The 25,372-nt window shown below is 72.7% G+C and carries 25 protein-coding genes; 10 read left to right on the top strand and 15 right to left on the bottom strand.

Annotation, left to right across the window (positions count from 1 at the left end; genetic code table 11):
• Window positions 1-160 precede the first annotated feature (160 nt).
• Together chpH and ACIPFH_RS31270 are read left to right on the top strand one after the other, a co-directional pair.
• A complete protein-coding gene (gene chpH, locus ACIPFH_RS31275; protein ID WP_054239358.1) occupies window positions 161-394 on the top strand; it encodes a chaplin ChpH in 234 nt (77 codons plus the stop codon).
• Between the two features lie 183 nt (window positions 395-577).
• A complete protein-coding gene (locus ACIPFH_RS31270) occupies window positions 578-1,474 on the top strand; it encodes a chaplin (RefSeq protein WP_401831667.1) in 897 nt (298 codons plus the stop codon).
• A 69-nt stretch (window positions 1,475-1,543) separates the two neighbouring features.
• On the opposite strand, the gene ACIPFH_RS31265 is transcribed toward ACIPFH_RS31270, so the two are convergent.
• Window positions 1,544-1,732: a DUF5703 family protein gene (locus ACIPFH_RS31265; protein ID WP_005485166.1), complete on the bottom strand. Its 189-nt coding sequence runs from the start codon at window positions 1,730-1,732 to the stop codon at window positions 1,544-1,546.
• Window positions 1,733-1,779: 47 nt separating this feature from the next.
• On the opposite strand from ACIPFH_RS31265, the gene ACIPFH_RS31260 reads away from it, so the two are divergent.
• Window positions 1,780-2,454 carry a hypothetical protein gene (locus tag ACIPFH_RS31260; RefSeq protein WP_401831664.1) on the top strand — a complete coding sequence of 225 codons (675 nt, stop codon included), beginning with the start codon at window positions 1,780-1,782 and terminating at the stop codon, window positions 2,452-2,454.
• Window positions 2,455-2,545: 91 nt separating this feature from the next.
• Here the strand turns inward: ACIPFH_RS31260 and ACIPFH_RS31255 are convergent, their stop codons facing one another.
• Together ACIPFH_RS31255 and ACIPFH_RS31250 are read right to left on the bottom strand one after the other, a co-directional pair.
• Window positions 2,546-4,942 (bottom strand): helix-hairpin-helix domain-containing protein, encoded by a 2,397-nt coding sequence (locus ACIPFH_RS31255; protein ID WP_401831661.1) that lies wholly within the window; start codon window positions 4,940-4,942, stop codon window positions 2,546-2,548.
• Window positions 4,939-5,925 (bottom strand): aldo/keto reductase, encoded by a 987-nt coding sequence (locus tag ACIPFH_RS31250; protein ID WP_356262225.1) that lies wholly within the window; start codon window positions 5,923-5,925, stop codon window positions 4,939-4,941. The genes ACIPFH_RS31255 and ACIPFH_RS31250 overlap by 4 nt, the downstream gene beginning before the upstream one ends.
• A 199-nt stretch (window positions 5,926-6,124) precedes the next feature.
• On the opposite strand from ACIPFH_RS31250, the gene ACIPFH_RS31245 reads away from it, so the two are divergent.
• Complete coding sequence (locus tag ACIPFH_RS31245) at window positions 6,125-7,180, top strand: LLM class F420-dependent oxidoreductase (RefSeq protein ID WP_401831659.1); 1,056 nt, start codon at window positions 6,125-6,127, stop codon at window positions 7,178-7,180.
• Window positions 7,181-7,423: 243 nt separating this feature from the next.
• Window positions 7,424-8,212, top strand: coding sequence for a ferritin-like domain-containing protein (locus ACIPFH_RS31240; protein WP_401831657.1), 789 nt, complete (start codon window positions 7,424-7,426; stop codon window positions 8,210-8,212).
• Between the two features lie 159 nt (window positions 8,213-8,371).
• Here the strand turns inward: ACIPFH_RS31240 and corA are convergent, their stop codons facing one another.
• Window positions 8,372-9,367: a magnesium/cobalt transporter CorA gene (corA, locus tag ACIPFH_RS31235; RefSeq protein ID WP_401831655.1), complete on the bottom strand. Its 996-nt coding sequence runs from the start codon at window positions 9,365-9,367 to the stop codon at window positions 8,372-8,374.
• A 62-nt stretch (window positions 9,368-9,429) separates the two neighbouring features.
• On the opposite strand from corA, the gene ACIPFH_RS31230 reads away from it, so the two are divergent.
• The 4 genes from ACIPFH_RS31230 (at window position 9,430) to mshC (ending at window position 13,263) form a co-directional block, all read left to right on the top strand.
• Entirely contained in the window at window positions 9,430-10,116 is a 687-nt protein-coding gene (locus ACIPFH_RS31230) for a histidine phosphatase family protein (protein WP_401831653.1), read from the top strand.
• 109 nt (window positions 10,117-10,225) lie between these two features.
• Window positions 10,226-10,816: a DUF3090 domain-containing protein gene (locus ACIPFH_RS31225; RefSeq protein WP_401831651.1), complete on the top strand. Its 591-nt coding sequence runs from the start codon at window positions 10,226-10,228 to the stop codon at window positions 10,814-10,816.
• Window positions 10,780-11,613 carry an SCO1664 family protein gene (locus tag ACIPFH_RS31220; protein WP_401831650.1) on the top strand — a complete coding sequence of 278 codons (834 nt, stop codon included), beginning with the start codon at window positions 10,780-10,782 and terminating at the stop codon, window positions 11,611-11,613. The genes ACIPFH_RS31225 and ACIPFH_RS31220 overlap by 37 nt, the downstream gene beginning before the upstream one ends.
• A 420-nt stretch (window positions 11,614-12,033) precedes the next feature.
• Window positions 12,034-13,263, top strand: a complete 1,230-nt coding sequence (gene mshC / locus ACIPFH_RS31215; protein WP_401831648.1) for a cysteine--1-D-myo-inosityl 2-amino-2-deoxy-alpha-D-glucopyranoside ligase — start codon at window positions 12,034-12,036, stop codon at window positions 13,261-13,263.
• A 107-nt stretch (window positions 13,264-13,370) separates the two neighbouring features.
• Here mshC and ACIPFH_RS31210 read toward each other — a convergent pair whose 3' ends face one another.
• From ACIPFH_RS31210 to ACIPFH_RS31175, 8 genes are all read right to left on the bottom strand, one after another.
• Window positions 13,371-14,306 (bottom strand): PAC2 family protein, encoded by a 936-nt coding sequence (locus ACIPFH_RS31210; RefSeq protein WP_401831647.1) that lies wholly within the window; start codon window positions 14,304-14,306, stop codon window positions 13,371-13,373.
• Between the two features lie 229 nt (window positions 14,307-14,535).
• Entirely contained in the window at window positions 14,536-15,207 is a 672-nt protein-coding gene (locus ACIPFH_RS31205) for a FadR/GntR family transcriptional regulator (protein ID WP_401831645.1), read from the bottom strand.
• 126 nt (window positions 15,208-15,333) lie between these two features.
• Window positions 15,334-16,629, bottom strand: coding sequence for an amidohydrolase (locus tag ACIPFH_RS31200; RefSeq protein ID WP_401831643.1), 1,296 nt, complete (start codon window positions 16,627-16,629; stop codon window positions 15,334-15,336).
• A complete protein-coding gene (locus tag ACIPFH_RS31195; RefSeq protein WP_401831640.1) occupies window positions 16,626-17,378 on the bottom strand; it encodes a nucleoside phosphorylase in 753 nt (250 codons plus the stop codon). The genes ACIPFH_RS31200 and ACIPFH_RS31195 overlap by 4 nt, the downstream gene beginning before the upstream one ends.
• Window positions 17,375-18,241 carry an ABC transporter permease gene (locus tag ACIPFH_RS31190; protein ID WP_401831638.1) on the bottom strand — a complete coding sequence of 289 codons (867 nt, stop codon included), beginning with the start codon at window positions 18,239-18,241 and terminating at the stop codon, window positions 17,375-17,377. Before ACIPFH_RS31190 ends, ACIPFH_RS31195 begins: the two co-directional genes overlap by 4 nt.
• Window positions 18,241-19,287, bottom strand: a complete 1,047-nt coding sequence (locus ACIPFH_RS31185; protein ID WP_401831635.1) for an ABC transporter permease — start codon at window positions 19,285-19,287, stop codon at window positions 18,241-18,243. The genes ACIPFH_RS31190 and ACIPFH_RS31185 overlap by 1 nt, the downstream gene beginning before the upstream one ends.
• Window positions 19,284-20,816 (bottom strand): ABC transporter ATP-binding protein, encoded by a 1,533-nt coding sequence (locus tag ACIPFH_RS31180; RefSeq protein WP_401831633.1) that lies wholly within the window; start codon window positions 20,814-20,816, stop codon window positions 19,284-19,286. The genes ACIPFH_RS31185 and ACIPFH_RS31180 overlap by 4 nt, the downstream gene beginning before the upstream one ends.
• Window positions 20,797-21,852 carry a BMP family ABC transporter substrate-binding protein gene (locus ACIPFH_RS31175; protein WP_401831631.1) on the bottom strand — a complete coding sequence of 352 codons (1,056 nt, stop codon included), beginning with the start codon at window positions 21,850-21,852 and terminating at the stop codon, window positions 20,797-20,799. The genes ACIPFH_RS31180 and ACIPFH_RS31175 overlap by 20 nt, the downstream gene beginning before the upstream one ends.
• 380 nt (window positions 21,853-22,232) lie before the next feature.
• Between ACIPFH_RS31175 and mtnA the strand changes: the two genes are divergently transcribed.
• Complete coding sequence (gene mtnA, locus ACIPFH_RS31170; RefSeq protein WP_401831628.1) at window positions 22,233-23,264, top strand: S-methyl-5-thioribose-1-phosphate isomerase; 1,032 nt, start codon at window positions 22,233-22,235, stop codon at window positions 23,262-23,264.
• A gap of 101 nt (window positions 23,265-23,365) precedes the next feature.
• Here mtnA and mtnB read toward each other — a convergent pair whose 3' ends face one another.
• From mtnB to ACIPFH_RS31155, 3 genes are read right to left on the bottom strand one after another with little or no spacing between them, the layout of a single operon-like run.
• Window positions 23,366-23,974 (bottom strand): methylthioribulose 1-phosphate dehydratase, encoded by a 609-nt coding sequence (gene mtnB, locus ACIPFH_RS31165; protein WP_401831626.1) that lies wholly within the window; start codon window positions 23,972-23,974, stop codon window positions 23,366-23,368.
• Window positions 23,971-24,705, bottom strand: a complete 735-nt coding sequence (mtnC, locus tag ACIPFH_RS31160; protein WP_401831624.1) for an acireductone synthase — start codon at window positions 24,703-24,705, stop codon at window positions 23,971-23,973. The genes mtnB and mtnC overlap by 4 nt, the downstream gene beginning before the upstream one ends.
• Window positions 24,702-25,301: a 1,2-dihydroxy-3-keto-5-methylthiopentene dioxygenase gene (locus ACIPFH_RS31155; protein ID WP_401831621.1), complete on the bottom strand. Its 600-nt coding sequence runs from the start codon at window positions 25,299-25,301 to the stop codon at window positions 24,702-24,704. The genes mtnC and ACIPFH_RS31155 overlap by 4 nt, the downstream gene beginning before the upstream one ends.
• Between the last annotated feature and the right edge of the window lie 71 nt (window positions 25,302-25,372).

Here is a 25,372-nt window from a genome sequence, read left to right as displayed (position 1 = left end):
CCGGTGGAACGAGGCTTCACCGGGTACGGAAATTCGGCCGCCTGTACGGGTATGACTGGGAAGAGTGAATGCGCCGATAAGCGCGTAGCCTCATTAATTCCTCCTCGTTACTGGTGATGCGATCCGCTGCTTGGGATCGCATTGCCAACAAGGAGGAATAATGATCAAGAAGGTCGTCGCTGCTGCGGCTGCCACTGGTGGGCTGGTTCTCGCGGGTGCGGGTCTGGCTGTTGCCGACGCGGGTGCCCAGGGTGCTGCCGTGCACTCCCCGGGCGTCGTCTCCGGCAACGTGATCCAGGTGCCCGTGCATGTCCCGGTGAACGTCTGCGGCAACACGATCTCGGTGATCGGGCTGCTGAACCCCGCCTTCGGCAACACCTGCATCAACAAGTGACGTCGACCCGCTGAGGGGTCGTCCACACCGTCGGCCCCGGAGCGCGCGTCATGCGCTCCGGGGCCGACCGGTCTTTTTCCGAAGGAAAAGCCGAAGAAGTCGAAGAGCCCGAAATGAATCGAACAGCTGCCATGCTGTGAGCAATTCGGGACGCATGACGAGATTGAAAGCAGGGATTCAGTAATGCGACAGGTCACCCGCAAAAGCCTCATGACCGTGGCGGCTGCGACGGGGGTGATCGCCGCCGCGGGCGGCTACGCCCACGCCGACTCCGGCGCGAACGGCGCCGCCACGGACTCGCCCGGCGTCCTTTCGGGCAACTCGGTGCAGGCGCCGCTCAACGTGCCCGTGAACATCTGCGGCAACACCATCGACGTCATCGGAGCGCTCAACCCGGCCTTCGGCAACTCCTGCGCCAACAAGGGCGGGGGTGCGCACTCGGGCGGATACGGCGACCACCGGGGCGGCGGCGCGCAGTCCGGCGGATACGGCGACCACCAGGGCGGCGGCGCGCAGTCGGGCGGACACGGCGACCACCAGGGCGGTGGCGGCCGGGGCGGGAACCACGGCGGAAGCCAGGGCGGAGGCCACGGCGGCTCCGGCGCGCACGGGGGCTCCGGCGGCGCGCACGCGGGCGGGTACACCGGCGGATCGCCCGGTGTCGGCTCCGGCAACCACGTCCAAGCGCCGATCGACGTGCCGGTGAACGTGTGCGGCAACGGCATCGACGTCGTCGGGATCCTCAACCCGTCGTTCGGCAACGACTGCGCCAACGACAGCGGTCCCGAGGCCCACACGCCTCCGTCCCGCGGCCACGAGACGCCGGGCAAGCCCAGCGGGCACGGCCCCGGCAAGCCGGGCGGGCACGGCCACTCCAGCCCGTCCCGGCCCGGAGGCGTGCCGTCCACCTCGGACCACGTGACCCCGGCCGGCGCCTCCGCCGTCCACCGGCCCGCCGCCCCTGCCGCGCAGCTCGCGCACACCGGCAGCGGACTGCCGGTGGGCCTCGCCCTGCCGGCCGGCGCGGGCGCGCTGCTCGCGGGTGCGGTGCTCTACCGCAAGGCGCGCGCCTCCGCGTGAGCCTTTGGGGTGTCCACGACGAAGCGGGTCCCGCCTTGGCGGGGCCCGCTCCGTTCGTGTCGTCTCACCTCACCACGTGGCCCGCACCTGGCGGATGATCCGCCGGCGCAACCGCACCCTGCGGCTGCCGTCACGCAGCAGGCTCAGGCGGTCCAACTCCCAGTGTCCGTACTCGGCATGGTCGGTCAGCAGTCGGGTCGCGTCCTTGCGGGAGACCCCACGCGGTACGTAGACGTCGACAAATTCGTATTCCGGCATCGCATCTATTGTGCGGTCTGGGGTCCGGTACGGATAGCGTCTGCACTATGTCTGATGCTGCGCAGCCCACCGCTGCCGAGGTACGCGCCGCCGCCGAGGCGGTCAAGACCGCGCTCGACCGCCACCTGGCCGCGGTCGAACGCAGGACGGGGGAGGACGACCCGGCCGTCTACGAAGCGTTCAACGAGCTGGCCGCGGCCGCCGAGGTCTACGACGAACTGCTCTACGACCGTTACGACGAGGTCACGCCCTTCGAGATCCCCGGCGCGGAGGACTCCCTGCCGCCGTACGGGGGCCCCGAGGAGCCGAACGCGCTGAGCGTGCTGATCCGCCGCGACTACGCCGTCGCGGAGCCGCAGCGGCTGCTGGCGCAGGCCCAGCGGGTCGAGGCGGCGGACGACGAGGGAGCGGGCGCGGCGGTCTCGGGCACGGTGCACGGGGCCCTGGGCATTCTGTTCGGCGAGTTCGAGGCGGACGAGATCGCCTCCCGGCACAAGGAGTTCGGCCTGGAGGAGGGCGACTCCACGCTGTGGGTGCTGGCGGCCGAAGAACCCGCCGAGCCGGGCGAGTGGCTGGAGACGCCGTTCGAAGAGGCCGACCCCGGGCGAGTGGTCTGCCGATTCGACGTGAGCTCCGTGTTCGACGAACTCGACGACGGCGACGACGACCTCGTGGACGACCTCGAGGACGAGGAACTGGAGCCGCTGGACGCGGACCGCTGAGGCGGAGACCGGCAGCGGGCGCGAAGCCTCCGGGACGTGACGACGGCGGCGGTCGGGAAGGGGAGACCCTTCCCGACCGCCGCCGTCCGCGTTACTCGGCCGCCGGGACCTGGGTGCGCAGCAGCACCGGCAACCGGGTCGTGCGGGGCTTCGCAGGGCCCTCGGCGACGGCCCTCGGCAGGGCCTGCTCGACGCCGTGCACCACGGACAGATGGCGCTCCGCCCGGCCGAAGGCCGTGTACACCCAGGGGCGGGAGAGGGCCTGCGCGGCGTCCCCGGGCAGCACCACGACCGCCGCGGGCCACCGGCTGCCGACGGCCTGGTGCGCGGTGAGCGCCCACCCGTGCCGGACGGCCTGTTCCACCCGCTCCCTCGGTACGACCACCGAGGCGCCGGCGCAGGACAGGTGCAGCCCGTCCGCGTCGGCCGTCACCACCCGGCCCGGCACCGTACGGCCCGGAGTGGGCGAGTAGGCGATCCGGTCGCCGGGGTCGAAGCCGCCGAACCGGCCGGGGCCGGGATTGAGCCGTTCCTTGAGAGCGGTGTTCAGCGCGCGTGTGCCGGCCGCGCCGCCGTGCCCCGGGGTGATCGCCACCGTCTCCTCGGGCGTGATCCCGAAGGCCCGCGGCACCGAGTCGGCGACGAGCTGCACGGTGCGGTGGACGGCCTCGCCCGCCTCCCGCACCGGCACGATCACGATCTCCTTGCCCGGGGCGTCGACCTGGTTCAGCTCGCCGATGCCGACACCGGAGACGAGCTCGCCGATCGGCCCCGGGTCGGGTGTGCGCGAGGCGACCTGCGGGCACACCCGCGCCGCCAGCAGGTCGGCGAAGACCCGGCCCGGTCCGGCCGACCACAGCACCGCGGGGTCCCCGCTGAGCACCAGCCGTGCCCCGTCCGGCAGTGACTCCGCCAGCATCGCCGCGCTCTCCACGTCCAGTTGCGGCGCGTCGAGCAGGACCAGCAGGTCGAGAGCGAAGGCCCCGTCGGCGTCCCGCCCGGGCCCCTCGGCCCCTGCGAGCAGTCCGGGGACGGTGACGACGGCGCCGTCCCCGTCCGGCTCGCCGAGGAGAGCCGCGAACCGCCGCCGTCCGTCCGCCGTGTGGCAGGCCGCGACCGCGCGCAGGCCCAGGGTCCGGGCCGCGCCGAGCAGGGCCGCCGGTTCGGCGCGGGCGGCCTCGCCGCCGGTGTGCAGCACCAGGCCGTGCCCGGCGACGGCGCGGAGCAGTTCGGCCGTGCTGCCGGACGCGGTGGCCGTCACCGGCTCCCACGGCGCGGCGGCCTCCTTGGCCAGGGAGTTGACCACCCGGGCCAGCGCGTCGGCGAGGCTCTCCTCCGCGAGCGCGTACCGCTCCAGACCCACCAGGACACGAACCGGCCGGGCCTCCTCGCCCTCTTCGCCGGCCTCGTCCGTCTCCGAGGCCGGCTGTGCGGCGCCGGGCGCTTCCAGCGCGTCCTGGAAGGCGAGGGCCTCGCCCTCGGCCAGCGTGCTCTGCACGGCCGCGTCCGCGTCCGGCACGGCCTGCCGGTCGAGGGCGGCGGTGAGCGCCGGCAACTCCAGGGCGGTGTGGCCGGCCAGGGCGGCCTGCTCCAGCAGCCATACGGTCACGGCGCGGCCGCGCCGTTCGTCGTCCGGGGCGCACTCCGGGCCGAGCAGCGCCCGCGCGAAGCCGTCGGCCTGCTCGGGCCGAACGCCGGCGACGCGCAGCAACTGCCAGGGGTCCTCGCGCAGGAGCTCCTCCGCGCCCTCGCCGAGCGCGACGGCGGCCTGCGGCGCGAGCGTCTCGGGCGCCCCACCGGCGGCCAGCACGCGCCGCGCGCCCTCGACGGCGTCCGGCGCGGGAGCCGGTGCGGCGGACGCGGCCGGTACGGACACCACCGGCTGAGGACGCCGTACCGGTTCCGGGTCGGGCCGGCGCGGGGCCGGAGCGGGTTCGGCGAATGCGGTGGCCGGGGGCTTCGCCCCGCCTTCCACCGCACGCACGGCCGCCAGCAGGTCGGCGGCCTTCCCGCTGAGCTTGGCCCCACTGGCGATGGGCTCCGCCTTCTCGGCCCGGCGCCGCTCGATCCGCTCCCGCTCGAGTTTCTGCGCGGCGAGTTCGGCCTCCGCCTCGGAGAGCTGCGCGGCCGCTTGGCCGTCACCGGCTTCCGAAGCGCCGCCGTCACCCCCGGAAGCTTCCCCTCCGGTGTCGCTCGCGCCCACCCCGTCGGCGTCCGGCCCGTCGGCGCCCATCCCGTCGGCGCCCATCCCGTCGGCGTCCGCCTCTGCGGCGAGCGTCTCCTCGGCTCCGCCTCCGGGTTCGCCCTCGTCCGCGCTCGGGCCCTCGCCGGCTGCCCCCGCGGCGGGGGTGCGGTCGTCGCTCGTCGCAGCGCCGTCGGCGGCAGGCTCCGTCGTGGTGCCCTCCGGGGCTCCCGGCTCCCCGGCGGCGTCCGGTGTCGCCGGTCCGGCGGTCTCGGTGCTCTCCGGGGGATCCGGCTCCGTGCTCACAGCGTGCTCCAGTCGTGATCGGGATAGCGGTGCACGGGCGCCGACACGTCGTCGAGGGCCCGGCAGATCTCGTCAGGAAGACTAAGGGCCTCCACTGACAACGCCGCCGTGAGCTGCTGCGCGTTGCGCGCGCCGACGATCGGGGCGGTGACGCCGGGCCGGTCGCGGACCCAGGCGAGGGCGACCTGGAGCGGGGTCACCGCCAGCCCGTCGGCGGCGGTCGACACGGCGTCCACGATGCCGCTCGCGGTGTCGTCGAGGTACGGCTCGACGAAGAGCCCGAAGTGGTCCGAGGCGCCCCGCGAGTCGGGCGGCAGGGCGTCGCCCCGGTACTTGCCGGTGAGGACACCGCGGCCCAGCGGAGAGGACGGCAGCAGGCCGATGCCCAGATCGAGCGCGGCCGGCAGCACCTCGCGCTCGATGCCGCGTTGCAGCAGCGAGTACTCCATCTGCGTGGCCGCGAGGCGGGTGCGGGTGCCCGGCGCGGAGAGCTGCCAGGTGCCCGCCTTGGCGAGCTGCCAGCCGCAGAAGTTGGCGACCCCGGCGTACCGGGCGCGGCCGCTGGCGACAGCGATGTCGAGGGCCTGGAGGGTCTCCTCCAGTGGCGTGTCGGGGTCGAACGCGTGCACCTGCCACAGGTCGACGTGGTCGGTGCCCAGCCGGGCGAGCGAGGCGTCGAGGGCGGCGAGGAGGTGCCCCCGGGAGCCGTCGTAGCGGCGGTCCGGGTCGGGGACGCTGCCCGCCTTCGTCGAGATGATCAGGTCCCGGCGCGGCACCAGGCCCTCCATCAGCCGTCCGAGCAGGTACTCGGCGTCCCCGTCGCCGTACACGTCGGCCGTGTCGACGAGGGTCCCGCCCGCCTCCCAGAACGTCTTCATGACGTCCGCGGCGTCGTGCTCGTCGGTGTCGCGGCCCCAGGTCAGGGTGCCGAGCCCGATGCGGGACACACGCAGGCCGGTGCGGCCGAGATGCCTCTGCTCCATGGACGCCGAGATTACTGGCCAGAACTGGGCAGTGGGTTGCCTGTGGACAACCGAATCCGCGCGAGCTGGAGCGGAGTTCCGCAGGCCGTGGCTCCGGCTGCGATCGGCGCGACCCTCGCCACACTGCCCTCCCCGGCCACCGGCCCCCGCGCTAAGGTCTCCGCAACAGCGTCGTTACTGATCAGTAAGGGGATCGGCCATGCAGCTCGGGATCAACCTCGGCTACTGGGGTGCCGGAATGGACGGCGACAACCTCGCCGTCGCCCAGGAGGCCGACCGCCTCGGATACGCCGTCTGCTGGGCCGCCGAGGCCTACGGCTCCGACGCGGCCACGGTGCTCACCTGGGTGGCCGCGCAGACCGAGCGCATCGACGTCGGCTCGGCCATCTTCCAGATCCCGGCCCGGCAGCCCGCGATGACCGCGATGACCGCCGCCACTCTCGACTCGCTCTCCGGCGGTCGTTTCCGCCTCGGCCTCGGTGTCTCGGGACCGCAGGTCTCCGAGGGCTGGTACGGCGTCAAGTTCGACAAGCCGCTGTCCCGCACCCGGGAGTACGTGGAGATCGTCCGCAAGGCGATGACGAGGGAGCGGCTGTCGTACGAGGGCGAGCACTGGACGCTGCCGCTGCCGGGCGGCCCGGGCAAGCCGATCAAGCTGACCGTTCACCCGGAGCGCGAGCACATCCCGCTGTACATCGCCGCGATCGGCCCGAAGAACCTGGAGCAGACCGGCGAGATCGCCGATGGCGCGCTGCTCATCTTCCCGTCCGCCGACCACATCGAGGACACCGCGATCAAGCACCTGCGGGCCGGACGCGAGAAGGCCGGCAAGACTCTGGACGGCTTCGACGTCTGCCCGACGCTCCCGCTGGCCGTCGGCGACGACAAGGACGTCGAGCGGCTCGCCGACACCTTCCGCCCCTACACCGCGCTGTACGTCGGCGGGATGGGCAGCCGCAAGCAGAACTTCTACAACCAGCTCGCGCGCCGCATGGGCTACGAGGCGGCGGCCGACGAGATCCAGGACAAGTACCTGTCCGGTGACAAGCAGGGCGCCGCGGCCGCCGTACCGCACGAGCTGATCGACCAGACCACGCTGCTGGGTTCGGTGGAGCGGATCGCCGACCGGATGAAGGCCTACGCGGCGGCCGGCGTCACGACTCTCACCCTCGCCCCCGCGGGCTTCACCCTGGACGAGCGCCTCGCCTCGCTGCGGGCCGGTGCGCAGGCCCTGGAGCTCGCCGGTCTGGGATAGCCGGGACCGGTGGGGCCCGGGGAGTTCAGCGGCCGTGGTGGGGGCTCGGGGGTCTTCCCCGCCACGGCCGTCACGCGGAACAACGCGCCGCGCGGCGCGTGGTTACGCTTCCGGGCCGACGCGTGGGGTCCCTCTTTCGGCGGAGTTGTCCGACACAGCTGTTGCAGCGCCTCCCGTGCCGCATTTGACTCGTTCCTTGCGGAATGCTGCGGAATCCTGCGCAATGCGGAGAGGTGCCCCACGATGCTTTCGGCCAAGAGTCTGTTCCAGGAGATCATCGACAACGACGAGTCCTTCGCGCTCTTCTGTTCCATCGCCGCCGGCGGAGAGTCGCAGGGCGGCTGGGAGAACGCGCGGATCGCCGCGCTCGTTCCGCCGAGCGAACGCGACCTGGCCCCCAGGATCACCCGTCACGGCGCCGACGAGGACAAGCACGGACGGATCTTCAACGCCCTGATGAAGAAGCGCGGCCTCGCTCCCGTCCCCGTCCCGGCCGACACCGACTACACGATGCTCCTGGAGCGGGCCGGCATCGGCCTCGCGCACGACCGGCTCAAGGCCGACGAGCCGCTGACCGTGCAGGACGTCGTCACCTACCTCGTCCACAGCCGGGTCACCGAACAGCGGGCCGCCGAACAGATGCAACTGCTGCGCAAGCACTTCGGCGACCACCCCGACCTCGGTCGCGCGGTGCGGATGATCGCGAACGACGAGGACAACCACCTCGCCTACTGCCACGAGGAACTGCTGCGCCTGGCCCGCGCGGGACACGGCCGGGCCATCCAGAGGACGCTGCGCGCGTGCGCGCTCGCCGAGATCCGGATCTACCGCGACGTGAGCCTGGCCGTCATGGCCCACATGGGCGACATCCTCGGCTGGGCGAGGGTCAGGTCCGCGCTCCTCGCGGTCGGCATCCACGCCGTGTACGCATGGGAACGGTTCGCGGGCTGGCGGCGGATGGTCTCCCTGGAGATGCCCGAGCGCCGCGACGCGCTCGGCGGCCCGGCGGCCCCGGCTCCCGAGTTCGCCTGAGCGCCGCGACGCGCTCGGCGGCCCCGGCTTCCGAGTTCGCCTCAGCCCGCCGCGCGGACCGGCCACGGCCTGGTCCCGGCCCCCTTTCCGTGTCCGGCCATTCCCGCCGGACGGGCGACGTCCGACGCGAATGGTCACCAACGTCCCGGAACGGCACGCCTAGAGCCATCCCCGCCGCTTGAACGTCCGGTACAGCACCACCTCGAGCGCGGCCATCAGCGCGATCACCGCGGGATACGACCACACCCACCGCAGTTCCGGCATGTGCTCGAAGTTCATGCCGTAGATCCCCGCGATCATCGTCGGGATCGCGGCCATCGCCGCCCACGCCGAGATCTTCCGCATGTCGTCGTTCTGCCGGACGCTCATCTGCGCCAGATGCGCCGACAGGATGTCCGTGACCAGCCGGTCCAGCCCCTCCACGGACTCGTTCACCCGCGTGAGATGGTCGCTGACGTCGCGGAAGAAGGGCCGTGCCTTTTCATTGACGAAGGGCACGCCCGGGCCGAACCCGCTGGTGCCCGCCAGCCGGGTCACCGGCGGCCCCAGCGGGCCGGTGGCCCGGCGGAACTCCAGGATCTGCCGCTTGAACCGGTAGATGCGCGACGCGGTGTTCCGTGAGCCGCCGCCGTCCGGCGAGAACACCTCCGTCTCCAGCTCCTCCAGGTCCGTCTGGAGCTCCGTCGCCACGTCCAGGTAGTGGTCCACGGTGGCGTCGGCGATCGCGTACACCACCGCCGTGGGCCCCTTGGCGAGCAGTTCCGGCTCGTCCTCCAGCCGGTGCCGTACGGCGGCCAGCGGCGCGCCCTCGCCGTGCCTGACGGTCACCACGAAGCCGTCGCCGAGGAACACCATCACCTCGCCGGAGGAGACCGCGTCGCTCTCCGGCTCGTAGACGACCGGCTTGAACACCAGGAAAAGGGAGTCGTCGTAGACCTCCAGCTTGGGCCGCTGGTGGGCATTCAGGGCGTCCTCGACGGCGAGCGGATGCAGGGCGAACTCCCGCGTGACGTGGTCGAACTCCTTCTCCGTCGGCTCGTGCAGCCCGATCCACACGAAGCCGCCGGCGGCCCGTGCCTCGTCCAGGGCGTCCGAGAAGTCCTCCGGGCCCTCCACGCGGTGCCCGTCGCGGTAGACCGCACAGTCGACGATCACTGGGTGCATCCTTTCTTCGAGCGCTCACCGGCGCACACGCGCGTGCGCCTACGCTGGGCCGCATGCCCACGCTGATCCTCGTCCGGCACGGCCGGTCCACCGCCAACACCTCCGCAGTGCTCGCCGGCTGGACGCCCGGCGTCGCCCTCGACGAGCGCGGAGCCGCGCAGGCCGCCGCACTGCCCGGGCGGCTCGACGGGCTGCCGATCGCCGAGGTCGTCGCAAGCCCCCTGCAACGCTGCCAGGAGACGATCCGGCCGCTCCTCGACGCCCGCCCCGGTCTGCGCGTCCACGGCGACGAGCGGATCGGGGAGTGCCACTACGGCGACTGGTCCGGACGCAAGCTCGCCGAGCTGATGGACGAGCCCCTGATGGAGGTCGTGCAGTCGCACCCCTCGGCCGCCGCCTTCCCCGGTGGCGAGTCCATGCGGGCCATGCAGACCCGCGCCGCCGAGGCGGTGCGCGAGTGGAACGCGCGCGTGGAGCGCGACCACGGCGCCGACGCCGTCTATCTGATGTGCTCGCACGGCGACATCATCAAGTCGCTCGTGGCGGACGCCCTCGGGCTTCATCTCGACCTCTTCCAGCGGATCTCCGTAGAACCGTGTTCCATCACCGCGATCCGTTACACCAGGCTGCGCCCCTTTCTCGTGCGCCTCGGCGACACCGGGGACTTCGCCTCCCTGGCCCCGCGCGAGGAGCCGCCGGCCGGGGACGCGACGGTCGGGGGTGGTGCGGGCGCACCGTGATCGTCGGCCGCAGTAGGGTGAAGCGGTCCGCACACGCGCGTACCCGCAGGGACGTTCCCCCATCCGTTCCCCGGCCCACGATGACCCACGATTCCCATGGAGACAGGACGTGTCCCGTCAGGTGTTCCTCTACGACCCCCCGGACCGTTTCGTGGCCGGTACGGTCGGACTGCCCGGGCGCCGTACCTTCTTCCTCCAGGCCACCGCCGGCGTCCGAGTGACCAGCGTGGCCCTGGAGAAGACCCAGGTCGCCGCGCTGGCCGAGCGCATGGACGAACTGCTGGACGAGGTCGTACGCCGAAGTGGCGGCAGCGCCCCCGTGCCCGCGATGTCGCCCGCCGAGAACACCGACACGGCGCCCCTCGACACACCGATCGAGGAGGAGTTCCGGGTCGGCACCATGGCCCTCGCCTGGGACGGCGAGGAACAGCGCATGATCGTCGAGGCGCAGGCCCTGGTGGAGCTCGACGCGGACTCGGAGGAGGATCTCGCCGAGGCCGAGGAGAAGCTCCTCCAGGACGAGGAGAACGGGCCCCCTATGCTCCGGGTCCGGCTCACCGGCGCCCAGGCGAGGGCTTTCGCCAAGCGCGCGCTCGACGTCGTCAACGCGGGCAGGCCGCCGTGTCCGCTGTGCAGTCTGCCGCTCGACCCGGAAGGACACGTATGTCCGCGCCAGAACGGATACCGCCGGGGGGCGTGACGACCACCGACCCGGCCTCCGTCGAACTCCTCGCGCGTGGCGAGCTCACCGTCCGCGGACGCATCCGCGACGCCTCGAACGCGGCCCTGTACTGCGCCGTCGCGTACGAGGGCCGCGAGGCCGCCTGCGTCTACAAGCCCGTCGCGGGGGAGAGACCGCTGTGGGACTTCCCCGACGGCACCCTCGCCCAGCGCGAGGTCGCCGCCTACGAGGTCTCCGAGGCGACCGGCTGGGGCCTGGTGCCGCCCACCGTGCTGCGGGAGGGGCCGTACGGCGAGGGCATGTGCCAGCTGTGGATCGAGACGGCCCCCGAGTCCGAACTGCTCGCCCTGGTGGACACGGAGGAGCCCGAGCCGGGCTGGAAGGCGATCGGCTTCGCCGAGGTCGGCGAGGGCCGGACCGCGCTGCTGGTGCACGCGGACGACGAGCGGCTGCGCCGGCTCGCCGTCCTCGACGCGGTGATCAACAACGCCGACCGCAAGGGCGGGCACCTGCTGCCCACCGCCGACGGCCGGCTGTACGGCATCGACCACGGGGTCACCTTCAACGCCGAGAACAAGCTGCGCACGCTCCTGTGGGGCTGGGCGGGGGAGCCCCTGACCGGGGAGGCCGTCGAGGCGCTCAAGGGCCTCAGGGCCGCCCTGGAACCCGACGGGCGGCTCGCGGGCACCCTGGCCGCACTCATCACCCCCGCCGAACTCGACGCCACACGCGCGCGTGCCGACGCGCTGCTGGTGGCCGGCAGACACCCGGAGCCGAGCGGCGACTGGCCGGCGATCCCCTGGCCCCCGGTCTGACCCCGACGGACACACCGGGCCGCGTGTGGCCCCGACGGTCAGGCCGGGCGCCGTGCGGCCGCGACGGGTACGCCCGGCCGCGTCTGGCCGCAACGGGTACGCCAGGTCCCCGTGTGGCCACGACGGGTACGCCAGGTCCCCGTGTGACCTCGGCAGGCCGCCTGGCCGCATGTGACCCCGCAGGTACGCCAGGTACCTGTGTGGCCCCGACGTGTACGCCCGGCTGTCTGCGACCCCGGCAGGAACGCCCGGCCCCGAGTGGCCCCGACGTGTACGCGCGGCCCCGTGTGACCCGGCAGCCACGCCCGGCCCCGTGTGGCCTCGTTCTGCACACCGGCCGGGATCACACAAGAGGGCCTTCCCGGCCATCTGGTCCGCTCCGGTTCGTATACGCCACTTCCGTCCGGTTAGGCTCATGACATGCATGCCTGGCCCGCTTCCGAGGTCCCCGCCCTGCCTGGTCAGGGCCGCGACCTGAGGATCCACGACACCGCGACCGGCGGCTTGGTCTCCCTCGACCCCGGTCCCGTCGCCCGTATCTACGTCTGCGGCATCACTCCGTACGACGCGACCCACATGGGTCACGCGGCGACCTACAACGCGTTCGACCTCGTCCAGCGCGTGTGGCTCGACACCAAGCGGCAGGTTCACTACGTCCAGAACGTCACCGATGTCGACGACCCGCTCCTGGAGCGGGCCGAACGCGACGGTGTCGACTGGGTCGCCCTCGCCGAGAAGGAGACGGCGCTCTTCCGCGAGGACATGACGGCCCTGCGGATGCTGCCGCCGCGGCACTACATAGGCGCCGTCGAGGCGATACCCGGCATCGTCCCGCTCGTCGAGCGGCTGCGGGACGCCGGCGCCGCCTACGAGCTCGAGGGCGACGTCTACTTCTCCGTCGAGTCCGACCCGGACTTCGGCAGGGTCTCGGGCCTCGACGCGGCCGCCATGCGGCTGCTCTCCGCCGAGCGCGGCGGCGACCCCGACCGCTCCGGCAAGAAGAACCCGCTCGACCCGATGCTCTGGACGGCGGCCCGCGAGGGCGAGCCCAGCTGGGACGGCGGCTCGCTCGGCCGCGGCCGACCCGGCTGGCACATCGAGTGCGTGGCCATCGCCCTGGACCACCTCGGGATGGGCTTCGACGTGCAGGGCGGCGGCTCCGACCTCGCCTTCCCGCACCACGAGATGGGCGCCTCCCACGCCCAGGTGCTGACCGGCGAGTTCCCCATGGCGCGGGCGTACGTCCACGCCGGCATGGTCGGCCTGCACGGCGAGAAGATGTCGAAGTCCAAGGGCAACCTCGTCTTCGTCTCGAAGCTGCGCCAGGACGGCGTCGACCCCGCCGCCATCCGGCTCACCCTCCTCGCCCACCACTACCGGGCCGACTGGGAGTGGACCGACCAGGTCCTCATCGACGCCGAGGCCCGGCTCGGGCGCTGGCGGGCCGCCGTCTCCCGGCCCGACGGGCCGCCCGCCGAAGCCCTCGTCGACGAGATCCGCGAAGCCCTCGCGAACGACCTCGACGCCCCGGCCGCACTCGCCGCCGTCGACCGCTGGGCTGCGCTCCAGCAGGAGCGGGGCGGCACGGACATCGGTGCTCCGGGCGTCGTCTCGCGGGCCGTGGACGCCCTGCTGGGCGTGGCCCTGTAGCCGAAGGCGCCCGCACACCGGGTATGACCAGGGGCGGTGCGCTTCGGCGCACCGCCCCTCTCGCTCCCCTGTCCCGCCCTCGTCGCTTCGCTGTTCAGCAGCCGGTTCTATTCCTCCGACGAATCGCTGTCGTCGGAGGTGTCCCCGCTCGGCTTCGGCGGCTTCGGGGGCCGGGTCCGCTCCCCGGGGTCCGGCGGGCCGCCGCCGTCCCGGCGCCGCAGGTATCGCTCGAACTCGCGGGCGATCGCCTCGCCCGACGCCTCCGGCAGCTCCGCGGTGTCCCGCGCCTCCTCCAGCGTCTGCACGTACTCGGCGACCTCGGTGTCCTCGGCGGCCAGCTGGTCCACGCCCACCTGCCAGGCGCGCGCGTCCTCGGGCAGCTCGCCCAGGGGGATGCGTACGTCGATCAGGTCCTCCAGGCGGTTGAGGAGGGCCAGCGTCGCCTTCGGGTTCGGCGGCTGCGAGACGTAGTGCGGCACCGCCGCCCAGAGGCTGACCGCGGGCACACCCGCGTGCGCGCACGCCTCCTGGAGGACGCCGACGATGCCCGTGGGGCCCTCGTACTTGGTCTCCTCCAGGTCCATCCGCTGCGCCAGGTCGGCGTCGGACGTGGTTCCGCTGATCGGCACCGGACGGGTGTGCGGGGTGTCACCGAGCAGGGCGCCCAGGATGACCACCAGCTCCACTCCCAACTCGTGTGCGAAGCCCAGCAGCTCGTTGCAGAACGAGCGCCAGCGCATGGACGGTTCGATGCCGCGTACGAGCACCAGGTCGCGTGGCTTGTCGCCGCCCACCCGGACGACCGACAACCTTGTCGTCGGCCACGTGATCTTGCGCACGCCGGCGTCCATCCACACCGTGGGGCGGTTCACCTGGAAGTCGTAGTAGTCCTCGGCGTCCAGCGCCGCGAACACCTCGCCCTTCCACTCCCGCTCCAGGTGCCCGACCGCGGTGGAGGCGGCGTCGCCGGCATCGTTCCAGCCCTCGAACGCGGCCACCATGACCGGGTCGATCAGCTCGGGAACCCCCTCGAGCTCGATCACCCAGCGCCTCCTTCCGACGTGCCCTCGCTTGACCACCCAACCTTACGGCGTTCCGCGGGAGCGCTCGCAGCCCCCTTGCGCGGGGGAGTGAACGGATCACTGCCCCGTTCGCCACCCCCGAACACCCCTCGTCCGACCCGACTCACGGCACCCGCTCACGGCCGGTACACAGCGCGCGTCCCTTGCGCGGGCGCACGGCACGGGCTTTCGGCGCCGACGCGCCGCGTACTCAGAGCGTCGAGCGCAGCCACTGCTCCACGCTCGCGATGTGCACCGTCGCCCACGACCGGGCCGCCTCCGCGTCCCGGTCGCGCAGGGCCGCCAGGATCGCCCGGTGCTCGCGCAGCGTGCCGGCGACCGCGTCCTCCTGCGTCAGGCCGCGCCAGATCCGGGCCCGGGTGGTGGGCCCGGACAGCCCGTCCAGCAGCGAGCACAGCACCGAGTTGCCGGCGCTCTGCACGATGCCCCGGTGGAACTCCAGGTCGCCCGCGACCAGTTCCTCCACCGAGGGCTCGGCTCCGAGCTTGTCCAACTGGGCGTCGAGGGCGGCCAGTTGCTGCTCGCTGATCCGCAGGGCGGCCATCGCCGTGGCGGCCGGCTCCAGAATGCGCCGCACGGCCAGGAACTCCAGGACGGTGTCGTCGCGGTGGAAGTCGACGACGAAACTCAGCGCCTCCAGGAGCAGTTGCGGATCGAGGCTGGTCACGTACGTGCCGTCGCCCTGCCGCACGTCCAGGATCCGGATCAGCGACAGGGCCCGCACCGCCTCCCGCAGGGAGTTGCGGGAAAGGCCCAGCTCGGCGGCCAGCTCACTCTCCTTGGGCAGCCGGTCCCCGGGGCGCAGCGCACCCGAGACGATCATGCCCTTGATCTTCTCGATCGCCTCGTCGGTGACTGCCATGACCGGCCTCCCTGTCGTTCCATCGCCCAGACGCTGAATCCGTCATCGAATCCGTACCCGCACCCACCACGGGATTCAGGCGCCGGATCCATACATCGGATGTCTCAGGGCCATTATGAGGGCAGATCAGAGGAGTGATTCCAGTGCTGCGATCACCGCCCGTTCGTCGAGCGTGGTGAGCCCACGATCGCGCATCAGCACCCGCCCGTCGACGACGGTGTCACGCACGTCCGAAGAGTGCGCCGCGTAGGCCAGCGTCGACCAGGGGTCGTGGCGCGGCCGCAGATGCGGCGCGTCCAGGTCCAGGACGATCAGATCGGCCCGCTTGCCCGCCTCCAGCGAACCGAGCCGCTCCCCGAGCCCGAGCGCCCGCGCGCCCTCGATCGTCGCCATCCGTACGGCCTGCTCGGCGCCGACCGCCGTCGGGTCGCCGCCCGCCTTGTGCACCAGCGCCGCCTGCCGCACCGCCCCCAGGACGTCCAGCGAGTTGGAACTGACGGCGCCGTCCGTGCCGAGCCCCACCGTCACACCCGCGCTCAGCAGCCGCGGCACGGGCGCGATGCCGCAGCCCAGCTTCAGGTTCGACACCGGACAGTGGGCGACGGCCGTGCCCGTACGGGCCAGCGCCGCGATCTCCGGCCCGGTGAGGTCGACGGCGTGCGCGAGCAGCACATCGGGGCCGAGCAGTCCGAGGGAGTCCAGCAGCTCCACCGGCCGCTTCCCGTGCCGCACCTCGACGGTGGCGACCTCGGTGGCGTTCTCGGCCGCGTGGATGTGCACCAGCGCCCCGAACTCCCGGGCCAGCGCGAAGACTTCGGTGAGCTGCTCGGGGGAGAGGGTGTACGCCGAGTGCGCGAAGACGACCGGGCGGTGCCCGGGCCGGGCAGGCCCGCGTGCCGCCAGGTCCCGCCGCGCCCACCCGAGCCGTCCCCCGTAGGCCATGCCGTCCGGCGGCCCGGGCACGTCCATGAAGGTGGGCCCGGTGTGCAGCCGCCAGCCCGCCTCACGGGCCGCCCGCTCGGCCGCCTCGTGGAACCAGTACATGTCCAGCGCCGAGGTCACCCCGGCCCGCACGCTCTCCGCGACCGCCAGCCGCACCGCCGCCGCCACGTTCTCCGGCGCCAGCAGCTCCGCCTCCCACTTCAGGACCCGCTCCAGGAAACCCTGGAGGGTGACGTCGTCGGCACGGCCGCGCAGCAGGGTCATCGCGAGGTGGGTGTGCGTGTTGATCAGCCCGGGGAGGACGAGACAGCCGGCGGCGTCGATCTCCTCGGCGGCGGTGTGGCGCTCGCGCAGCTCGGAGGCCGGCCCCACGGCGAGGATCTCGCCCTCGTGGACCGCGACCGCCCCGTCCCGCACGAGGGTTCCGGCGTCGTCCACCGTCAGGACGTCGCCGCCGTGCACCAGCAGGTCGATGCTCACGCCCGCTCGCCTTCCGCCAGCAGCCGCAGCGCCTCCAGGGACACCACCGCGCCACGTTCGACGCCGGCCGCCACGACCGCCCGGTGCGGGTCGTAGCCGCCCGTCGCCTGCTCGTCGACCAGCTCGTCGGCGTTCGCCCCGTCGATCACCAGCACGCCGCCCGCGACCAGCCCCCGCAGCGAGGCGGTGACCAGCAGCGCGGACAGCTCCATCTCGATGGCGGCGAGCCCGGCGCCGGTGTAGGAGAAGAGCGGGAGCAGGCCCGGCTGGAAGGCCGCCCGGGTCCACACGATGCCCCGGTGGTGCGGAGCGCCGGCCTCGCGGGCCGCACGCTGGAGGGCGAAGACCGCCTCCGGCGCGGACACGGCCGGGTACTCCGGCGGCAGCAACTGGTGGGTGACGCCGTCGTCGCGGACGGCCGCCTCCGCGATGACCAGGTCGCCGTCCCCGATGCCCGGCTTGATCGCGCCCGCCGTGCCGAACCGCAGGACGGTGCGCACGCCCGCGTCCGCCAGCTCCTGGAACAGCAGGATCGCGCCCGGCGCACCCACCCCGTGCGAGGCGACGACGACCGGCACGCCCTTCCAGCTTCCGCCGAACACCCGGTACTCGCGGTGGTACGAGACCTCCTCGGCGCCGTCGAGAAGCGCGGCGACGGCGGCGGCGCGGGCCGGGTCGCCGACGACCACGGCGTGCGCCGGGAGACCGGTGCGGGGAATGCGGGTGACGGGCTGCAGGTCCTGCGTCATTGGACGGCTCCGGTGGTCCGGGGGCGGCGACGGCGGCGGGCCGTCGTGAGGAAGAGGGCGCCGAGCGTGACGACGTAGGGCGCGGCGTCGGTCGCCTGCTGCGGCAGGCCGAGACCCTGGAGGCGGAACCCGGCCGCCTCGGCGAGCCCGAACAGCAGCGCGGCGAGCAGGACGCCCAGGGGCGCGGCGCGGCCCAGCATGACGGCCACGACAGCGATCCAACCACGGCCCGCCGTCATGTTCTCCGTGAACAGCGTGACGTTGCCCAGCGCGAGCTGCGCGCCCGCGAGCCCGCACAGCACTCCCGACAGCAGGATCACGCCGTACCGGTACTTCGCCGGGCTCACCCCGAGGGTGGCCGCGGCGTCGGGAGCCTCGCCGACCCCGCGCAGCCGCAGCCCCCACACGTGCCGCGACAGCAGCAGCGCGGCGACCGCGACCGCCGCCCACGACAGGTACGCGAGCGGGGTGAAGCCGCCGACCAGCGGCAGTCCGGCGAGCGACGGGTCGTCGAAGGTGCCCTGCACGCCGAAGACCGTGCGCAGCAGGAAGCTGGTCAGGCCGACGGCCAGGAGGTTCATCGCGATGCCGAGGACCACCGCGTCCCCGCGCAGGGTGACCGCTCCCACCGCCAGGATCAGCGAGTACGCGGCCGCCGCGAGGGCCGCCGCCAGGACGCCGAGCCAGGGGCTGCCGGTGAACCAGCTGGTCGCCACGGAGGTGAAGCAGCCCATCAGCATCATGCCCTCGAGGCCGATGTTGAAGACCCCGGCCCGCTCGCACAGCGCGCCGCCGAGGGCCGCCAGCAGGATCGGGGTGAGGGCGCGCAGCGCCGACATGAGGAGATCGGAGTCGAGGAACATCACACCGCCTCGCTTTCCCGGGAGCGGCGGCCGAACCAGCGGCTGGGGAAGCGCAGCCGGGCCGCGAGGAACACGATCACGATCGCCTGGAGCACCTGGGTCAGTTCGCGCGGTACCTCGGTGGTGCGCTCCATCGCCAGCCCGCCGACCTGGAGGACGGCGAAGAAGAAGGCGGCGACCACCGTGCCCACTGGAGCCGCGGCGGCGAGCAGGGCGGCCGTCAGACCGGTCCAGGTGTAACCGGGACCGGTGAGCGAGCCGTCCACGAAGCGGTAGGGGAAGCTCAGCACCCCGATCGCGCCCACGAGTCCGGCGAGCCCCCCGGAGACCGCCATCAACCTCAGCGTCAGGCCCCGGCGTTCGACACCCGCGTACGCGGCGAAGCGGGGGTTGAGGCCCGTCATGCGGATCTCGTAGCCGACGGCGGTGCGCCGGTCGGCGAACCAGTACGCGGCGGCGGCGATCGCGACGAGGACCAGCCCGAGGGTCACCGTGGAGTCGCCGAACGCGGGCAGCGCCACTCCGTCGGGCAGCGCCCGCGTCTGGGGCAGGCTGGAGCCGGGCTCCTTGAGCGGGTAGCGGGCCAGGTAGGAGGCGAGCGACACCGCCGGGTAGCTGAGCAGCAGGCTGCTGACCAGCAGCGGGACCCCGAGGTGGTTCTCGCACAGGGCGGCCAGGACGGCGTATCCGGCGCCTGCGGCCATGCCGGCCAGCAGCGCCAGTACGACGGTGAGGGGCGCGGGAAGCGGTGAGTACAGGCCGGTCACCGCCGCCGTGATCCCGCCGAGCACCAGCTGCCCGTCGCCGCCGAGGTTGATCAGCCCGGCCCGCAGCGGGATGGCCAGCGCGAGCGCCAGACCGAGCACGCTGGTGCCGGTGGTCAGGGTCGAGCCGATGCCGTCGGCGCCCAGCGCGCCGGTCACGACGGCCTCGTAGGCCGAGACCGGGTCCGCGCCGGTGCCGAGCAGGAACAGCGCGCCGATGACGAGGCCCGCGAGGACGGAGAAGGTGAGGGGGGAGCGCAGGGCTCCGGATACGCGTGTCATGTCAGTGGGTTCATGTCGGTGGCCTCCACGGGAGCACCGGCCATCGCCAGGCCCAGCGTCCGCTCGTCCGCCTCTTCCTTGGTGTACGAGGCCGCGACCCGGCCCTCGTACATGACGAGCACACGGTCCGCGAGGCCGCGGATCTCGCTCAGCTCGGCCGAGACGAGGAGGACGGCGTGACCGGCGTCGCGGTAGGCGATCAGCTGGTCGTGGATGTTCTGGATGGCGCCGATGTCGACGCCCCGGGTCGGCTGCTCGACCAGCAACAGCGGTGCGTCATGGGCGAGTTCGCGACCTATGAGCAGCTTCTGGAGGTTCCCGCCGGACAGCGCGGAGGCGGGGACCCCGGTGGTCGCCGTTCTGATGCCGAAGCGCTCGACCAGCCGCCGGGCGTGCGCGCGGACGGCCGCCGGGGGCAGCAGGCCGCGGGCGGAGAGGGTGGTGCGGTGGTGGCCCATGGCCAGGTTGTCCGCGACCGAGGCGGCGGGAGCCGTACCGACCGCGTGCCGGTCCTCGGGGACATAGGCGAGACCCTTCGCGCGCCGCTCGGTCGCCGAGGCGTGCGTGATGTCGTCGCCCTGGAGCGTGACCCGGCCGGCGGTGCCGGGGCGCAGCCCGGCCAGTGCCTCGACCAGTTCGCTCTGCCCGTTGCCGGCGACGCCCGCGACTCCGACGATCTCACCGGCGTGGACGGTGAGATCCACATCGTGGACCGAGTCCGTGCTGAACCCGGTCACCCGCAGCACTGTCCCACCGGGTGTTCCCGGCGCGTGGACGCGGTCCAGTTCGACCGCGCGGCCGGTCATCGCGGCGGCGATCCCGTCGGCCGTGGTGTCGGAGGTGACCAGCCGGGCGACGACCCGGCCGTCCCGCAGGACGGTCACCCGGTCGCTGCCCTCCAGCACCTCGCGCAGTTTGTGGGTGACGAGGACGACCGTACGGCCCTGCGCGGTCAGCGACTTGAGCACGCCGAACAGGGCGTCGGCCTCGGCCGGCGTGAGCACCGCCGTCGGCTCGTCGAGGATGAGCGTACGGGCGCCCCGGTGCAGGAGTTTGAGGATCTCCACGCGCTGACGAAGCCCGACGGGCAGGTCGCCCACCCGGGCGTCCGGGTCGACGGCCAGCCCGTGCTCCTCGGCGAGTTCGCGCACCCTGCGGCGGGCCGCGGCCCGGTCCACCAGGCCGAAGCGGCGCGGCTCGGCGGCGTAGACGACGTTCTCGGCGACCGTCAGCGAGTCGAACAGCTTGAAGCTCTGGTGGACCATGCCGAGCCCGGCGGCCATGGCGTCGGAGGGGCTCGTGAGACGCACTTCCCGCCCGTCGATCCGTACCGACCCGGCGTCGGCGCGCTCCATGCCGTACAGGACCGACATCAGCGTGGACTTGCCCGCGCCGTTCTCACCCATGAGGGCGTGGATCTCACCGCGCCGGACGGTCAGGTCGACGGCGTCGTTGGCGAGCGTGCCGGGGAACCGCTTGGTGATTCCCCGGAGTTCGACGGCGAGGTCCTCAGGAGGCGGCGGGGTCATCGACCTTCAGCTCTCCGGAGACGATCTGGTCGCGCAGCGCCTCGACCTTCGTCAGGACGTCCTTGTGGTCGGCGATCACGCACTTCGACGTGTCCACGCCGCTCTCCAGGCCGGTCAGGCTGATGCCGCCCTCCTTGAGACCGTACGAGACCGTCGTGCCGGTCGTGCCGCCGAGGACCGTCTCGACGCCCTTCTCGACGGCGACGTCCGTGCGCTTGATCACGTTGTCGACGACCGTGCCGGGCGCCGAGGGGCACTGGTTGACGTCGACGCCGTAGGCGAACGCGCCCTTGGCCTTCGCCGCCTCGAAGACGCCGTAGTTGCCGGCCGCCGCGGCCGCCATGATCTGGTCGTAGCCCTTGGCGAGCAGAGTGTTCGCCTGCTCCTTGGCGCGGGCCGAGTCGTCGAAGGGGGACTGGCCGCCGACGAAGCGGGTGGACGTCTCGGTCTTGGCGGCGACCTTCTCGGCGCCGGCCGCGAACGGGTCGCTGTAGCGGCGGAACTGGGGAGTGTCGAGCACGTCGACCGCGCCGACCTTGCCGGTCCTGCTCAGCAATCCCGCCTCGGCGCCCGCGAGGTACACGCCCTCGTGCTCGCGGAAGACCGCGCAGCTGACGTTCTTGAAGGTCTTGGCGGTGCAGGCGTCGACGATCAGGAACTGCTGGCTCGGGTTCTTCGCGGCCTGCTGGGCGACGATGTCGGCGAACTCGAAGCCGACGAGGACGATGACGTCCGGCTCGGCGTCCACCGCGGCCTGCACGTTCTGCTGCTGGGAGGCGGTGTCCGTGGACTCGTAGACCTTCTGGGTCCCGTCGTGCTGCTTCGCCGCGCTCTTGATGCCAGTCACCGCGAGCTTGAGGAACTCGTTCTGGCCGACGGCGTCGGGGGTGACGAGGGTGAAGGACTTGCCGCTGCCGCCGCTCGCGCCGGCGGCGGAGTCGTCCTTCTTCGCGGCGGCGTTGCAGGCGGTGGCGAGGAGCACGGTGCCGGTCGCGAGGGCGGCGAGCCGCACGGAGCGGCGGTGTCTGCGGGGCATCGGAGAACCTTCCGGGTATGCCGAGAGGCGCATCACGATGCTGAGGTGCGCGCGTACGGCGGGGTGAGGTGAGCGACGGTGCTCGGTGCGGGAGGAACCGCGGGGGAGGGCCGAGGGAGCGGACTCAGCCGCGACAGCCGTCGCCTGCGCAGCGGCCGAAGTCGAGGAAGCGGCGCCGGGTGAGCAGCGGCATGCCTTCCTCCTTCGTCTCGTTCTGCGGGATGCTGGTATCGCCCTGCGGATGCAGGTGCTGGACTCTAACACTCCTTTCCGGACACCCGCCGGGCTGTCTCGAACTGTGGTTCGCCCACCGCCATTCGGGAGTTATTCGAGGTCATGTACGGTGTCGAACACCATTGGAGCATCAGGAGCGTCCCGTTATGTCCGAGGAACTGCGTGCCGTCGAGTGGACCGGAACCGGCCTCGCGCTGATCGACCAGACCGCCCTGCCGCACCGCACCGCGACCGTCGATGTCCACGATGTGGACACCTTGGTCGACGCGATCCAGCGGCTCGTCGTGCGCGGCGCCCCCGCGATCGGCGCGGCGGGCGCCTACGGTGTCGCGATCGCGCTCATGGAGGGTGAGCGCGAGGGCTGGACGGACGACGAGATACGCAAGGCCGTCGCCCGCGTCCGCGAGGCCCGTCCGACCGCCGTGAACCTCATGGTGTGCGTGGACCGGGTCATGACCCGCTTCGACGACGGGCTCGACGCGGTCCTGGCGGAGGCGGCCGCGGTGCAGCGCGAGGACGTCGAGGCGAACCGCGCGATGGGCGCCTTCGGCGCGGACTGGCTGCTGAAGCGGGTCGGTGAGGACCGCCCGCTGCGGATCCTGACGCACTGCAACACCGGCGCGCTCGCGACCGCGGGCTGGGGCACCGCCCTCGGCGTCATACGGGAGCTGCACGCGCGCGGACGTCTCGAGGTCGTCTACGCCGACGAGACCCGTCCGCTGCTCCAGGGCTCGCGCCTGACCGCCTGGGAGCTGGTCCAGGAGGGCATTGCGCACTTCGTGCAGGCCGACGGGGCCGCCGCCGGCACCATCCTGCGCGGCGCGGTCGACGCGGCGATCGTGGGCGCCGACCGCATCGCGGCCAACGGCGACACCGCCAACAAAGTCGGCACCGTGGGGGTCGCCCTCGCCTGCGCCGACGCCGGCATCCCGTTCCTGGTGGCGGCGCCCACCACCACGGTCGATCTCTCCACCCCGGACGGCGCCGCCATCCACATCGAACTCCGCGGCGAGGACGAGGTGCTGGAATGGGGCGGGATACGGACGGCGCCCGCCGAGTCACGCGGCCACAACCCGGCGTTCGACGTCACGCCCGGCCGCCTGGTCACGGGCCTGGTGACCGAGCGGGGCGTGCTGGAGATCTCCGCGGGCGAGTTGCCCGCAGACCGCCTGCGCTGACAGAAGGGGTTGCACGGTCGGGCCGCGCCGAGAAGGCCGGCCCCGCTGACACACCGAAGGCCACGGTCGGGGGGACCGTGGCCTTTCGGCGTTGCTCGTGGTCAGCGCCGCGTCAGTTCCAACTCCAGGAGCCATTCGACGACTTCGGTGTGGTGGCGGGCCTGGCGCGGGGTGTCGCCCCATACGTACAGGCCGTGTCCGGCCACGACCACCGCGGGCATCCGGGGCTCGCGGGCCGCCTCGAGGCGGTCGCCGAGGACCTTCATGTCCTGGCTGTTGGCGATGACGGGCAGGGTCACCTCGACGTCGTGCGCGGGCTGGCCCACGCCCTTGAGCATCTCCACGTCCTTGAAGACGATCCCGCCCGGGTGCCGGTGGCCGAGCGCCACGGACGCCACCGTGTGGACGTGCACGACCGCGCCCGCACCGGTCAGCGCCGCCACGCGCGCGTGCAGCTCCGCCTCGGCGGACGGCTTGCCCTCGTCCAGGGCGGCGCCGTTCTCGTCCACCAGCACCACGTCCGCGGGGGTCAGTTCGCCCTTGTCGCGGCCGCTCGCGGTGACCGCGAGCCGCAGCGGGTCGCGGGTGAGTACGACCGACAGGTTGCCGGAGGTGCCGCGCATCCAGCCGAAGGAGGCGAAGCGGGCGGACTCGGCGGCGAGGACCGCCCCCGCCTCCTCCAGGTCGAGCGCGGTCGGGTCGGCGGTCATGAAGTGCTCCTGGAATTGCTGACGGTGATCTCGTCGAACGTCCCCGCCTGCGCGTGGTCGCCGACGCCCTGCTCGAAGTACGGCTCGCCGGGCCGCCGGACGCCGACCGCGTGCCAGCCGGCCGCGCGGGCCGCGTCCAGCTCCCCCGGCCGGTCGGAGAGGAAGAGCAGCCGGTCGGCCGCCACGCCGGTCGACCCGGCGATACGGCGGTACGACTCCGGCTCCTGCTTGGGACCGGCGTTCTCGGTGTCGTACAGACCGGAGAGGAGTGAGGTGAGGTCGCCCGCCGGGCTGTTGGTGAACCACGCCCGCTGGGCGGACACCGACCCCGACGAGTAGACGTACAGCCGCAGCCCGGCCGCGTGCCAGGCGCGCAGCCGCGGCACGACGTCCTCGTAGAAGTGCGAGACGAGGTCGCCGCGTGCGAAGCCCTCGGACCAGATGACACCCTGGAGGCTCTTCAGCGGGGTCGCCTTGCGGTCCTCGTCGAGCCAGGCGTTCAGGGTCTTCTCGATCGCGGCCGCGTCGGCGTCCGGCCCGCCCGTCAGCTCCCGTACCTGCGCGATCGCCCGTGCCACGGCCGGCTCATCGGCACGCTCGATGAGCAGCTCGGCGAAGCGGGCGCGCGAGTACGGGTACAGCACGTCCACCACGAAGCCCGTGGCGCTCGTGGTGCCCTCGATGTCGAGCACCACGGCGTCCACGTCGTACGTGAGGTCCCGCACGCTCACGCGGCGGCCCGGTCGGCCTCGTAGCCGGCTGCGATCGTGTCGTAGTCCGGGAAGCGGGCGGCGATGGCGGACCCGGTGAAGTTGCCGATCCAGCCGTCATCCTCGTGGAAGAAGCGGATCGCGGTGAACGACGGCGCGGTGCCCATGTCGAACCAGTGGGTGGTCCCGCGCGGCACGCCCAGCAGATCGCCCTTCTCGCAGAAGACCGCGTGCACCTCGCCGTTCACGTGCAGGTAGAAGATGCCGGAGCCGGAGACGAAGAAGCGGACCTCGTCATCGTCGTCGTGGGTGTGCTCCTGGAGGAACTTCTCCCGGGCCGCCTTCGCCTTCGCCGGGAACTCCGGGTCGTCGCTGGGGTGCAGACCGAGGACGTCGACGGTGGTGAAGCCCTCCTGCGCGTTCAGCTTCTCGATCTCCGGGCCGTACGCGGCGAACACCGTCTCGCTGTCGGCGTCGGACGGCACGTCCGCGCGGACCGGCCACCGCTCGTAGCGCACGCCCAGCGGCTCGAGGGCCTCGGCGATCTCGGCGGGGTCGGAGGTACGGCGGACCAGGGCCTCGGGGCCGGACTCGGACCAGGTCGTCAGCAGCGTCATGGAAGCAACTCCAGGATTCTGTATGGGATGTCCGGATACCGAGACGGATCGGACGGGGAGGTGAAGGGGAG

Source organism: Streptomyces sp. NPDC088157, from assembly GCF_044741545.1.
Lineage (GTDB): Bacteria > Actinomycetota > Actinomycetes > Streptomycetales > Streptomycetaceae > Streptomyces.
This window is presented reverse-complemented; position numbering and strand designations above follow the sequence as displayed.